The 14,002-nt window shown below is 41.4% G+C and carries 11 protein-coding genes; 8 read left to right on the forward strand and 3 right to left on the reverse strand.

The features are described from left to right. The first annotated feature begins 1 nt into the window (after position 1). Complete coding sequence (gene glnE / locus R0J88_RS09515; RefSeq protein WP_410899766.1) at positions 2–2,794, forward strand: bifunctional [glutamate--ammonia ligase]-adenylyl-L-tyrosine phosphorylase/[glutamate--ammonia-ligase] adenylyltransferase; 2,793 nt, start codon at positions 2–4, stop codon at positions 2,792–2,794. Positions 2,795–2,891: 97 nt separating this feature from the next. Here glnE and R0J88_RS09520 read toward each other — a convergent pair whose 3' ends face one another. The 3 genes from R0J88_RS09520 to tolC form a co-directional block, all read right to left on the reverse strand. After that, entirely contained in the window at positions 2,892–3,464 is a 573-nt protein-coding gene (locus R0J88_RS09520) for a toxin co-regulated pilus biosynthesis Q family protein (RefSeq protein WP_006793182.1), read from the reverse strand. Positions 3,465–3,508: 44 nt separating this feature from the next. Then, on the reverse strand, positions 3,509–4,435 hold the full coding sequence (lpxL, locus tag R0J88_RS09525; protein WP_010556574.1) for an LpxL/LpxP family Kdo(2)-lipid IV(A) lauroyl/palmitoleoyl acyltransferase: 927 nt from the start codon (positions 4,433–4,435) through the stop codon (positions 3,509–3,511). Positions 4,436–4,533: 98 nt separating this feature from the next. Beyond that, positions 4,534–5,889 carry an outer membrane channel protein TolC gene (tolC, locus tag R0J88_RS09530; protein WP_410899767.1) on the reverse strand — a complete coding sequence of 452 codons (1,356 nt, stop codon included), beginning with the start codon at positions 5,887–5,889 and terminating at the stop codon, positions 4,534–4,536. Positions 5,890–6,040: 151 nt separating this feature from the next. Here tolC and R0J88_RS09535 point away from each other — a divergent pair, with 151 nt between their 5' ends. From R0J88_RS09535 to parC, 7 genes are read left to right on the forward strand one after another with little or no spacing between them, the layout of a single operon-like run. Beyond that, positions 6,041–6,679, forward strand: coding sequence for an NUDIX domain-containing protein (locus tag R0J88_RS09535; protein ID WP_008110587.1), 639 nt, complete (start codon positions 6,041–6,043; stop codon positions 6,677–6,679). 33 nt (positions 6,680–6,712) lie between these two features. After that, the gene (locus R0J88_RS09540; protein WP_008128954.1) at positions 6,713–7,171 is read left to right on the forward strand and encodes a DUF1249 domain-containing protein; all 459 of its coding nucleotides are present in this window, start codon (positions 6,713–6,715) and stop codon (positions 7,169–7,171) included. Continuing rightward, a complete protein-coding gene (locus tag R0J88_RS09545) occupies positions 7,158–7,943 on the forward strand; it encodes a metallophosphoesterase (RefSeq protein ID WP_410899768.1) in 786 nt (261 codons plus the stop codon). The genes R0J88_RS09540 and R0J88_RS09545 overlap by 14 nt, the downstream gene beginning before the upstream one ends. After that, positions 7,928–8,488 (forward strand): YqiA/YcfP family alpha/beta fold hydrolase, encoded by a 561-nt coding sequence (locus tag R0J88_RS09550; RefSeq protein WP_410899769.1) that lies wholly within the window; start codon positions 7,928–7,930, stop codon positions 8,486–8,488. The genes R0J88_RS09545 and R0J88_RS09550 overlap by 16 nt, the downstream gene beginning before the upstream one ends. A 42-nt stretch (positions 8,489–8,530) precedes the next feature. Next, entirely contained in the window at positions 8,531–10,420 is a 1,890-nt protein-coding gene (parE, locus tag R0J88_RS09555; RefSeq protein ID WP_010556570.1) for a DNA topoisomerase IV subunit B, read from the forward strand. A 29-nt stretch (positions 10,421–10,449) separates the two neighbouring features. Further along, positions 10,450–11,544, forward strand: a complete 1,095-nt coding sequence (locus R0J88_RS09560) for a PQQ-dependent sugar dehydrogenase (RefSeq protein WP_276753852.1) — start codon at positions 10,450–10,452, stop codon at positions 11,542–11,544. Positions 11,545–11,554: 10 nt separating this feature from the next. Next, positions 11,555–13,852, forward strand: coding sequence for a DNA topoisomerase IV subunit A (parC, locus tag R0J88_RS09565; protein WP_410899770.1), 2,298 nt, complete (start codon positions 11,555–11,557; stop codon positions 13,850–13,852). Positions 13,853–14,002: the final 150 nt, after the last annotated feature.

Below are 14,002 nucleotides of genomic sequence, written 5' to 3' on the forward strand. Positions count from 1 at the left end.
GATGAGTAACGCAATACAACTTCCTATTCAATTACAAAAACTTGGGTTAAAGCGCTATGAGCAGCTGTACCCGCAGCATCCTATAGAAAGCGAAGTTGTAAGGTTATTAGCGTTAAGCGACTTTGCTTGGCGCTGTATTCAGTCTCAGCCTGATTTAAAAAGCGGGTTACTATGTGAAGACGAAATTAAAAGTAGAGACATACCTTCCCCCTTCGAAAACTTAACACTGGCAGATATAAACGAAGCACAGTGTCATCAAATACTTCGCAAATATCGTGAAAAATACTGGCTTAAAGTTGCTTTTTTAGATTTATGTTGTGAAAACCCAATTGCAGATAGCATTGAGTATATTAGCCAGCTCGCTGATAAGTTAATTCAAAGCGCTAACGAGTGGGCCCATGCGCAAGTGGCCACACTTAATGGTGAGCCTATAGATGAGCAAGGGCAATCTTTGCCTTTAATGGTACTTGGTATGGGCAAGTTAGGTGGTAAAGAACTTAACTATTCTTCAGATATCGACCTTATATTTGCATACCCTCGTAGTGTTAAAACTCAAGGCGGGCGAAAAAGTATTGAGGCGCAGGTGTTTTACACAAAAGTGGCTCAAAAGCTAATAGCAGCACTTAACCAAACAACAGGGGATGGGCAGGTATTTAGGGTTGATATGCGCCTTAGGCCATTTGGTGAAAGTGGCCCATTGGTCATGAGTTTTAACGCTATTGAAGATTATTACCAAGAGCAAGGGCGTGATTGGGAGCGTTACGCCATGCTTAAAAGTCGTTTAATTGGTAGGCCCAATCACTATTGGGATGAATTTAATCAATTGCTTAAACCTTTCGTATACCGGCGGTATATTGATTTTTCAGTTATTGAATCGCTTCGTAAAATGAAACTCATGATTGCACAAGAAGTTCGCCGTAAACGTTTAACCAATAATATAAAACTGGGGGCTGGCGGAATACGAGAAGTTGAATTTATTGTTCAAGCACTACAAATGGTACGCGGCGGGCGAGAGGCTAATTTACAGACGCAATCATTACTTAATGCGTTAAACCAGTTAGCACTAAACCAAGTTATTGATAACGACGAAGCAAAAGAGCTGAAAAGTAATTATCTTTATTTACGAAAAGTAGAGCAATACCTGCAAATATTCGACGACCAGCAAACGCAAACTTTGCCTGATGATGAAATAAACCAACAACGATTAAATTACCTATTAGCACAATCAGACTTTGCAGCGTCAGTAAATGAAATTGAGCAGGTAATGGCGCAGGTGCACAATGAGTTTATTCAGGTAATAGGGGAAGAAACAGAGCCACTAGACACGTGTGAAGGTGCATTTATAAGTGCGTGGGATCATTGTGATGTCAGTTTTTTAAATGAACCTAAAGACGAATGGCAAGAGCCACTGCAAGACTTTAAATTACGTTTGTCTAAAGTAAAAGTTGGAAATCGAGGGCGTGAGATTCTTGATAAACTCATGCCAGCCATGCTTAAACAGCTAAGCGACTTTAATGCCAGTGCCATAGTATTTGGTACTGTGTGCCAAATTCTTAATAAAATTATTTCGCGTACTGCCTACTTAGAATTGCTATATGAAAACCCAGGCACGTTAAAGCAGTTAGTTTCTTTGTGTTGTCATAGTAAGTGGATTGGCGAGCATATTTCTCGTTACCCAATTTTACTTGATGAATTAATTGACCCTGCCGTGCTTTATAAACCAACACCACTTAGCGCTTATAAAGACGAAATACGTCAATATTTTTTACGCATAGAGCACGACGATTTAGAGCTACAAATGGAGTCGTTAAGGCAGTTTAAACAAACTCATCAATTACGGATAGCAGCCGCAGACGCCACTGGCGTTTTGGATGTTATGAAAGTAAGCGATCACTTAACCGCATTGGCAGAAGCCATAGTCGAGCAGGCTGTAAACATTGCATGGCATAACACGGTAAAGCGTTTTGGCATGCCGCCAAACACTGACAATGAACACAAGGGTTTTGCCGTTATTGCCTATGGTAAAACGGGTGGTTTTGAAGTGGGCTACGACTCAGATTTAGATCTTGTGTTTGTTCACAATCACGATGGCTCGAGTCAAACCAATGGCGATAAAGCGATTGATTCTCGGCAGTTTTATTTAAAACTGGCCCAACGTTTAATGCACTTATTTAATACGCGAACGGCGTCGGGTATTTTATACGAGTTAGATACACGTCTTCGCCCAGAGGGTGCTTCGGGTTTACTTGCTATCAATTTAGAGAGCTTTAATCACTATCAACAAACACAAGCGTGGACATGGGAGCACCAAGCGCTGGTTCGTGCTCGTATTATTTTAGGTCAAAATGAGTTAGAAGCACGCTTTTCGCAAATACGTAAAAATATACTTTGCCAAGCGCGTGAAACGCCTGTGTTAAAAGATGATGTCATTAAAATGCGAGAGAAAATGCGTGGCCACCTTGCAAAAGGTAACACGCAGTTATTTGACCTAAAACAAGATGCTGGTGGCATGGCCGACATTGAATTTATTACGCAATACCTTGTTCTTAAAAATGCACACGATAGCGAGCAACTAAGCGTATTTTCAGATAATGTAAGAATACTTACTGATGCTGCTAAAATAGGCTGTATTACAAAAGAGCAAAAGCAGCAGTTAATTAAAGCGTATATTGACTACCGTTCGTGTTACCACGTACTCAGCTTAGATCAGCAAGGAAAGTTAGTTGAACGCGAGCAGTTTTTACAAGACATCACTAATGTGACTGCCATTTGGAAAGCGGTTTTTGAGCTGTAGGATTTGTTCAATCATATTTGTTTGCTTTATAAGCAAACACGCTCTAAGTGATGTGCTTTGATAAAAAATCACGCAAAAGCGTGATTTTTTATCTAACTCAAATGTTGAGTTTTAAGCAGTTAGCACGCACAAACTCAGAGGGCAATTCAGTAATTACTGCCGCTCTTTGCTTATTACAAAAGTAGGTGTAAACCTCGTGTTCAAAGTCATCATTTATTGCTCTGCCTACTTGGTACAGGGCTGAGGTGAAATTACTGTCGACCCTAAAATGATCTTTAACGACATAGTCTTTACTTAAGTACCAATAGAGCTCAATGCCTTCGCTTTTAGCATACTCAACTAAAACATCTTTCAATGTTGAACCGTTTTCGAAGCGCCTAGGCTCCACACTTCCTGTCCAACTTGCTGGCATGGGGGTAACAGTGCGCGTGCGCTCAGCTAAAACTCTATCGACAGTTTGATCTGGCTTTTTTAAACTCAATACGTATTGGTCGCGCTCTTTGTTGCTTTTAACTTGATTTCGAATCGAGGCATAAAAGCGAGATAATCCTTCGGCAGCGGCATTTTTAGATTCTTTTAAATCTAATGTTGGAACATTTCCCATTAAAAAGTACGCAGCAAGCGCTATTAATATGACTGCAAATGACAAGTACCTAATCCAAAACCACATTACAACAACCACCCTTATTTGTTCCTGTTATTGTTATACCATTACTATTTGTAAAATGAAGGAGTATTTTTATCTGGTCGCGTTTTAAAACGGCGATGTAGCCACATGTATTGTTCTGGTGCGGCATTAATTGATAATTCCATGCGTTGATTAACACGCGTGACATCGGCTTTGTCATCACCGCTTGGGAAGTTTTCAAGCTCTGGAATAATTTCTAAATGGTACTTTCCACTTTCATCTCGGCGGGTAATCAAACTCATTGTTTCGCAATTTTTACTGCCAGCAAACATCAGTGTACCTGTTGTAGTTGCGGTATCTTGCACTGCATAAAAAGGGACGAATTCGCAGCGGTTACGGCCATAGTCTTGATCGGGTAGGTAGTAGCACACTTTTTTATTTTTTAAGGCTTTTAGTAAGCCTTTTACGTCCTTTTTACCAACCAAGTATTCATTAGAGCGAAGGCGGCCATTAGTTGTAAAGTACTCCATTAATGGGTTGTTGTGCGGGCGGTAAAAACCAATACCCATACAACCCAATCCCATTAATCGGCCTGCCATTTCAAGGTGTAAAACATGAGGTACTAGTAACAGTACGCCTTTTCCAGATTGTTGCACTCGTTCAAAGTGTTCAAGCCCTTTTAAAGACCCTAAAGCTTTTTTCGCTCGCCACTGCGGCCACCACCATGCCATTCCGGTTTCAACCATCGCAATGCCAGTGTTTTCCATATTTTTTAGCACCAATGCTTTTTGATCTTCGTCGCTCATATCAGGAAAGCAGCGTTTAATATTTACTTCGGCAATGTGTCGGCGGCGTTTCATGTATTTATGAACTAAACGGCCAAGTAGTTTGCCCAGGGCTAATTGAAGTTTTTGCGGAAGCCAAGAAATTAGGTATAAGAAAAAAACGCCAATCCACGTTAGCCAGTATCGAGGGCCTAAAAAAGATGCTTTAAAAGGAGATGAGGTGACCACAAAAATTGCTCTAAAATTAAAAACGCTAGTTTAACGCTAAGCGCTGTAAAATACAAAAAGCCAGCATGTAGCTGGCTTTGTATGTGTTTTGTGACTGTTTAGGCTGCTTTTAAACCCTGGTTTATAGCTGCTAGGTCTTTGCTTGTTAGTGTACCCGCTGCTTGCTTTAAGCGCAGAGTAGATAGCACATAACGATAACGTACATCAGCAAGGTTACGTTTAGCATTGTATAGGTTTTGTGTGCTTACAAGTACATCAACAATTGTACGCGTACCGACCTCAAAGCCTGCCTCTGTTGCTTTTAAAGCACTTTGGGCAGATACAACTGCTTGCTCTAGCGCTTTATAGGTTGCAATGTCAGACACTACTTGATTGTAAGACGTGATAACCGTGCGGGTAATTGCGCGGTAATTGGCTTCGTAATCTTGGCTAGCTGCCACGTAAAATGCACGTGCTTGATCAGTAGCTGCAACTGTTGCACCCCCAGAGTATAAAGGCAGGCTAAAGTTAAGGCCTACCGAGGTTGAGTCTGCACGAGGTTGTCTAGTTAGGCTTGTACCATTTCTGTCTGCGTCTGTTAAAGAGTCGCCATAACTTGCGCTTAGGGTTAGCTTTGGATAGTGGCCCGCTCTTGCCAGTTTAATTTGATCTTGCGCTATATCTACGGTTACTTTAGCAACTTGCAAGCTAATATTTTTATCTTTAGCAATATTTAAAAAGTCGCTAGAGTCTCGAGCTGGCTTAGTTGTAGAAAATGTCTCTGTATTTAAAAAGTCTAACTTAGCGTGGTATTTACCCGTAATTTCTCGTAGTTGCTCACGCGCTGTTTCTACTGAGTTATTGGCAATAATTTCTTGTGCAACAGAGTTGTCGAACTGTGCTTGTGCTTCGTGTACATCGGTAATTGCCGTTAAACCAACAGCATAACGTTGTTTAGTTTGTTCAAGCTGGCGTTCGATGGCGCGTTTTTCCGTTTTAATAAATTCAAGGTTATCAATCGCACTTAAAACGTTAAAGTAGCCTTCAGCAACACGAACAATTAAGTTTTGTTTAGCCGAGTCGTATTGAGCATTTGCTTGCAACGCTTGTTTGTCTGCAATGTCTAACGAGTTCCATGCGCCCAAATCAAATAAAGTTTGGCTTAAGCTAAGGCCACGGGTGAACTGATCAGAGTCGCTTTCGACTTTAACTTGGTTTGATAAATCCGTCACACTTTGAAAAGAGGTTGAGTCACTTTTTGTATAACCCATTGTTAAACCAATTTGCGGCAATAATGCAGCCATTGCAGTATCTGCTTGGTAAGATTGTGCGTCTGCTTGGGCTTTTGCTTTTAAAACGGTAGGATCGTTGGCCGTTGCAATTTCAAAAACTTGTAGTAAATCTTCAGCGTTTGCTGCTGTTGTGCCTAATGCGCATGATAAACTAACTAGCGCCGCAAGAATGTTCTTTTTCATGTGTTGTTCGGTCCTTAGACAATTTTTATACTAAAACCATGGTAACCTGTTTTACGTAATAACTAAAAATAAAAAGAGTAAAACAGTGCGTCGAAATGTAACAGAATATATTAACGTACTTCAAAGTTTTTAATAACTAGAGGATGCTTACGTGCCAGATAAAAAACTTGTTCAGTTTACGCATAAAGATGTCAGCGTAAAGCCTGTCAAAAATTTGTATAAAGGCTTTTTTCAGGTTGATTTGTATCAGTTTGAACATGCCTTGTTTGCGGGCGGTAAATCAGAACTTATTAGTCGCGAGATTTTAGAGCGTGGAGACGCCATTGCTGTGTTGCCTTACGACCCCATATCAGACACTGTGCTTTTAATTGAACAAATACGTATAGGGGCTATTAAAAGCAAACATTCACCTTGGCTACTAGAATGTATTGCTGGAATGACTGACGGCAGTGACGATTATGAATCGGTCGTAAAGAAAGAAGCGTACGAAGAAGCTGGGCTTAATTTAACAGAGCTTGAATTTATGCTTTCGTACCTTTCAAGCCCTGGTGGTACAACAGAGCGGTTACATTTATATCTTGCACGGGCCGATTTAAGTGACGTTGAGTCTGGCGTGTATGGCCTTGAAACCGAAGGTGAAGATATAAAAACTCATGTACTCAGCGTTGATGATGCGCTAACTCGCCTCAACAATGGTGAAATGGATAATGCTGCAACTGTTATTTGCATGCAGTGGCTTGCACTTAACCATGAAAAAATGAAACACAAGTGGACAGACTCTTCTTCATAGCCACAAATTGGCTCACAGTATAATGGTGGTATTTTGACAGTACAATTAGCAACAAATAGATATATCCAAAGCCTCCCAAAGTATTTAACGCTTTGTGAGCACAACTACTTACGACTTTTAAAATTGTTACCGGCTGAACGAGCGATTGGCTGCAGCCGAGAAGTGAAGTTGGGGAACAGTGAGTTTGCGACTAAGGTTGATGGCAGTGCAAAATACACTATGGATATTTCTATTAAGCAGCTAAGCGGCATGGTAAAGGGGATTGCACCGCTTTATTTAACTGTGAGGTTGTATCACGATGCTAAAGTGGCTGAAATTATCCATCACGATTATCATCAGCGTATTAAGCCTTCTTATGGTTACCCTAATCCAAAAATGCACCAAAAAGATGAAAAATATCAACTCAATGCATTTTTATACGACTGGCTTGTAGCCTGTGTAGAACACGGACAAGCAACGCTGAATTGGGATGTAAATAATGGCTTGGTTTGATGAACCTTACCTCATTGATAAGTCGTCGCTACGCATAGCACATATTACCGATTGTCATTTATTCTCAAATAAAGCAGGTGAGTACTTTGGCGTAAATACGGCGAATTACTTTGAACAGGCGCTGGCTCATATGGCTAAGCAATCCCTTGATTTTGTAATATTTGGCGGCGACCTTACACAAGATCATAGCGCAGAGTCCTATTTTTTATTTAGTGAGCTGATTAACCAAAGTGATTTAAGATGCCCTGTTTTTTGGGTTCCAGGTAACCATGATGACATTGCTCAGCTTAACCGAATGAGTGGTGGGCAAATAAATCGCGCTAAACATATAGTGGCAAATGGCGTTGAGTTACTTCTTATTAATTCTAAAGGGCCAACGCCTGCAGGGTGGGTAACAGGCACGCATTTGAATGAAATTACCGAACGGCTGTTTGCTTCGGCGAGTTCCAAAATTATGTTTTGTCACCATAACCCACTCCCCATTGATGGCTACCTAGACAAACACATGCTCGAAAACGGGCCGCAATTACTTAATATATTAGTTAATAGCGAAAACGTTTTCGGCTTGTTTCATGGTCATGTGCATAACGAATACATGCAAACGTTTAGAGCGCTTCCCATTTACGCTACCCCAGCCAGCTCAGTGCAGTTTAAAAAACACAGCCCCGAATGGATACAGCAAGACCATGGGCCAGCATACAGGCTGATATGTATCAGCACCAAAAAAGAGAATATAAGCACAGATATGGAAGTAGTATGGCTAAACGGGTAATCTATATTCATGGTTTTAATAGCTCAGATAAATCATATAAAGCTGTGCGCTTTGGCGAGCTTATGGCACACTATGACGTTGACTATTGTGTACCGTGCCTAAACCATGAGCCCATACAAGCCATCATAGCGCTTGAGCAATTACTTACACCTAATACTGTTTTATTAGGTAGCTCATTAGGTGGATTTTTTGCCACGTATTTATCGCAGCGTTATCAAATTCCTGCTGTGGTTATAAATCCCGCGGTTGCGCCATACACTTTATTAAAGCCGTTGCTTGGTTTAAATTATAATCCGTATCAAGATTATCATTATGAATTGAATAGCAGCCACATAGCGGCTTTAAAAGCGTTGGCTGTTGATAACCTAAAGCACCCTGAATTACTGTATTTATTACAGCAAACAGGCGATGAAGTGTTAAATTTTCAACACGCAGTAAACTATTATTCGCAATGTAAGCAAAGGATCGAGTTTGGTGGCGATCACAGCTATCTTGGCTTTGAACAAACCTTTGCAAGTATTGTAGATTTTCTTAAAATCACGTAAAACTAGTTAAGCATAGCCTTAGCGCATATAAAGATAAAAACTATGAGTGATCAAAATTATAACGCCGAAGCCATTGAAGTACTTAATGGATTAGATCCGGTAAAAAGACGCCCCGGGATGTACACCGATACTGTGCGCCCAAATCATTTAGGCCAAGAAGTAATCGATAACAGTGTCGATGAAGCTATGGCGGGCCATGCAACTAAGATTGACGTAATTCTACACGAAGATAACTCGCTTGAAGTAAGTGATGACGGTCGTGGTATGCCCATTGATATTCACCCAGAGGAAGGTATTCCAGGTATAGAGCTTATTTTTACTAAGCTGCATGCCGGTGGTAAATTCTCAAACAAAAACTATCAGTTTTCAGGTGGTTTACACGGGGTAGGTATTTCAGTTGTAAATGCATTATCTACACGTGTAGAAGTAACAGTTCGCCGTGATGCGCAGCAATACAGAATGGCCTTTGAAAACGGTGATAAAGTTGAAGATTTAAACGTTATAGGCACTGTCGGTAAACGTAACACCGGGACTACCGTTCGCTTTTGGGCCGATGCCAGCTATTTTGACTCTGCTAATTACTCTATTACCAAGCTTAATCATTTATTAAAAGCCAAAGCGGTACTTTGCCCTGGTTTGCGTATTAAATTTGTTAATAAACAAACAAAAGAAACGCAAGAATGGTTTTACGAAACCGGCTTAAAAGATTATTTAATTGAAGCGGTTAAAGGTTTCGAAACGCTGCCACAAGACCCATTTGTAGGTGAGTTTAAAAGTGCTATTGAAGGGGTTGATTGGGCTGTGGTATGGCTGCCAGAGGGCGGTGAATCGATAGCTGAAAGCTATGTAAACCTAATCCCCACTGCGCAAGGCGGTACACATGTTAATGGTTTACGCCAAGGCTTACTTGAAGCCATGCGCGAGTTTTGTGAATTTAGAAACCTATTACCTCGTGGTGTAAAACTTACCCCAGACGATATATGGGAGCGCTGTAGTTATGTGCTTTCGGTTAAAATGCAAGACCCTCAGTTTGCCGGTCAAACAAAAGAAAAACTGTCTTCACGCACGTGTGCGGCACTTGTTTCGGGTGTTGTAAAAGATGCATTTAGCCTTTGGTTAAATGAACATACAGATACAGCAGAGTTGTTAGCTGAGCTGTGTATATCAAACGCACAAAGTCGTTTAAAAGCCGCTAAAAAAGTAGTGCGCAAACGCGTTACAGCGGGCCCTGCATTACCGGGTAAACTTACCGACTGTAGTGCAGCAGATAACGACCGTACTGAACTATTTTTAGTAGAGGGTGACTCTGCTGGTGGCTCGGCTAAGCAAGCGCGAGATCGTGAGTTTCAAGCAATAATGCCGCTGCGTGGTAAAATTTTAAATACGTGGGAAGTTGAGTCAGGGCAAATATTAGCATCGCAAGAGGTGCATGACATTTCGGTAGCTTTAGGGATCGATCCTGATTCAGCCGACATGAGCGGGCTACGCTATAATAAAATTTGTATATTGGCCGATGCTGACTCCGATGGTCTTCACATTGCCACACTGTTATGTGCTTTGTTTGTTCGACACTTTCCACAGTTAGTAAAAACAGGTCATGTATACGTAGCAATGCCACCACTATTTAGAATAGATATTGGTAAAGAGGTATTTTACGCCCTAGATGAAGATGAAAAAACTAGTATTTTGGCCCGTATTGAAGCAGAAAAAAAACGCGGTAAAGTAAACGTACAGCGTTTTAAAGGATTGGGTGAAATGAACCCACTGCAACTTCGCGAAACCACCATGGATCCAAATACAAGACGTTTAGTTCAGCTAACACTTGATGAAGAAGTTCAAACCATGGAAATGATGGATATGTTACTTGCTAAAAAGCGCTCGCCAGACAGGCGCCAATGGTTAGAAGATCATGGTAACAAGGCACAAGTATAATGATGCGTGTTGGCCACTAGGAGATAGAAATGAATAAACTACTAGCAAGTGTATTGTTACTGAGTTTAATAAGTGCGCCTGCAATGGCTAAAAACATACTCGATAAGCTTAGTGTTGCGCCTGGTTTTGAACTTAGTTTATTTGCAGACGACGTTGAAAATGCGCGCCAAATTGCAGTATCAAAAAAAGGCATTGTTTACGCAGGCTCGCGTAAAGCAGGTAATGTGTATGCGCTTATCGATCATAATAGCGATGGCGTAGCCGATAAAAAAATTGTGATTGCAGAGGGTTTAAATATGCCCTCAGGGCTGGCTATTAAAGAGGGTGATTTATACGTAGGTGAAGTGCATCGTATTATTCGCTTTAAAAATATAGACACTCAATTAAAAGATCCAAAGTTTGATGTGATCTACAACGCATTGCCTTCAGAGCGCCACCATGGCTGGAAGTTTTTACGCTTCACACCCACAGGCGAATTGCTTATTCCTGTCGGTGTACCGTGTAATATTTGCGCCGAAGACGAGCGCTTTGGTCGTATTTTTTCACTAAACGTAGAAACCAAGCAAATTAAAACAATAGCGCAGGGCGTTCGAAATACCGTTGGTTTTGATTTTCACCCAAGCACTCAGGCTTTGTGGTTTAGTGATAATGGTCGCGACATGATGGGCGATGATATTCCACCAGATGAAATAAACCGCGTAAGTAAAGAAGGGGAGCACTTTGGGTTCCCTTATATTCATGCCGGTGCGATTAGTGATCCTGAATTTGGTAAAGGAAAAAATATTGCTGATTACACGTCTCCTGCGCTCGCATTGCCTGCCCATGTGGCACCATTAGGTATTCATTTTTACAACGCAAAACAATTCCCAGCAAGCTACAAAGAGCAGTTATTTGTTGCTGAACATGGCTCATGGAATCGTAGTAAAAAAGCAGGCTACAAAGTAGCTATAGCCACAATAGAGCAAGGCCGTGTGACTAAATACACGCCGTTTATTACCGGCTTTATGAAAGACGAAACAACATTTGGACGCCCAGTTGCATTTGCAGAGTTAGGTGACGGCAGTCTGTTAGTAAGTGACGATTACGCCAATGTAATCTACCGCGTAAGCTATAAGAAAAACTAGGTAAGCTTTAATGAGTGATACAGATACCTTGCTAATGCAAGGAATAGAGCAACAAACAATGGGGCGCTTTACTGAAGACGCCTATTTAAACTATTCCATGTACGTGATCATGGATCGTGCTTTGCCACATGTTGGTGATGGCTTAAAACCAGTGCAGCGTCGTATTATTTACGCGATGAGCGAATTAGGCTTATCGGCCGCAGCTAAATACAAAAAGTCAGCCCGTACCGTGGGTGACGTACTCGGTAAATATCACCCTCATGGCGATAGTGCTTGTTATGAAGCCATGGTACTTATGGCGCAACCGTTTTCGTATCGCTATCCACTTGTTGACGGCCAAGGAAACTGGGGTGCTGCTGATGATCCTAAATCATTTGCTGCAATGCGTTATACTGAAGCGCGTTTATCTAAGTTTTCTGAAGTACTGCTTAAAGAGCTTGGCCAAGGCACGGTAGATTGGACACCAAACTTTGATGGTACACTAGACGAACCAGTTGTATTGCCCTCACGCTTACCGCATATTTTACTTAATGGCATTACCGGTATTGCTGTTGGTATGGCAACTGATATTCCGCCTCATAACGTGAGAGAAGTAGCCAGTGCATGTTGTTTATTACTCGACAAACCAAAGACAGAGCTTGATGAATTATTAGAGCTGGTACACGCACCTGACTACCCAACCGATGCCGAAATAATTACCCCAAAAGCCGATATTCATAAAATATATAAAACCGGCCGAGGCTCAATTAAAATGCGTGCGGTGTATAGTGAAGAGCAAGGCGATATTGTGATCACCGCGCTTCCGCATCAATGTTCAGGCGGTAAGGTACTTGAGCAAATTGCAGCGCAAATGAACGCAAAAAAACTGCCTATGATTGCTGATTTACGTGACGAATCAGATCACGAAAACCCAACACGTATAGTGATTATACCACGCTCTAATCGTATTAAAGCTGAGCCATTAATGGCTCACTTGTTTGCGACCACCGATTTAGAAAAAAACTACCGCGTAAACTTAAATATGCTGGGGCTAGATGGTCGTCCGCAGGTTAAAGATTTGCGTAGTATTTTAAGTGAGTGGCTCATATTTAGGCGCGAGACTGTTCGTCGTCGTTTGCAGTATCGTTTAGATAAAGTACTGGCGCGCTTACATATTTTAGAAGGCTTATTAGCAGCGTTCTTAAATATTGATGAAGTGATTGAAATTATTCGTAGTGAAGATAAGCCAAAGCCTATTTTAATGCAGCGCTTTGATTTAACCGATATACAAGCAGAAGCTATTTTAGAATTAAAACTTCGCCATTTAGCTAAACTTGAAGAGTTTAAAATTCGTGGTGAGCAAGACGAGCTTGCTAAAGAGCGTGATAAATTAGAACTCACGCTTGGTTCAGACCGCCGTATGTCAACGTTGCTTAAAAAAGAAATTCAAGAAGCGGCAGAAATGTATGGTGATGATCGTCGTTCTCCTGTTATCGAGCGCTCGGAAGCGAAAGCTTTAAACGAAAAAGATTTAATTCCATCAGAATCAGTGACTGTTGTTCTTTCAGACAAAGGTTGGGCACGCGTTGGTAAAGGTCATGACTTGGATGCGCAAGGATTAAGTTACCGCTCAGGCGATGCCTACAGAGCTTCAGCTCGCGGTAAGAGTAATCAGCCCGCTGTATTTCTAGATTCAGCAGGGCGTGCATTTGCAACTGATGCACATAGTTTACCGTCGGCACGTAGCCAAGGCGAGCCAATGACTGGGCGTTTTAACTTAACAACCGGTGCAAATTTTGAGCACGTTGTTATGGCTGAAGATAGCCAAGTATTACTTATGGCATCGGACGCGGGTTACGGTTTTATCACTGATTTTAAAGACCTTGTGAGTAAAAACAAAAACGGTAAAGCGTTAGTGAGTGTGCCTAAAGGCGGTATTTTACTCCAACCAATTAGAGTGAGCGATGTAGCTAGCGATTACTGTATGGCTATTTCTAACGAAGGACGCATGCTTTTATTCCCGCTACGCGATTTACCTAAACTAGGTAAGGGTAAGGGTAATAAAATTATTTCTATCCCTGGTGCAAAGGTACAGGCTCGTGAAGAGTTTGTGAAAGTACTGGCTGTTGTCCCTCTAGGAAGTAGCGTTACATTGCATGCCGGTAAACGCAAGCTAACCCTTAAACCAACAGATTTAGAGCATTATCATGGTGAACGAGGTCGTCGAGGTAATAAGTTACCGCGAGGCTTGCAGCGTGTTGATGAAGCCGTTGTTGAGCTAACGCCTCAAGATGAAGAGTCTGTTGAAAGTACAGTAGATGAATCATAAGCTCTGAGCTCACGTATTACGGCCTGCAATTGCAGGCCGTTTTTGTTTTTAGAGCCCAATTTTTACCATTTTATTGTTATGTGTTAAGCAATTAATTTTAGCATTGACTCTATTTCAGCGTACAGTTGTTCGCTATTGTCTCGTCTGTGT

This window comes from Pseudoalteromonas sp. SIMBA_162 (assembly GCF_046535955.1).
In the GTDB taxonomy this organism is placed as follows: domain Bacteria; phylum Pseudomonadota; class Gammaproteobacteria; order Enterobacterales; family Alteromonadaceae; genus Pseudoalteromonas; species Pseudoalteromonas marina.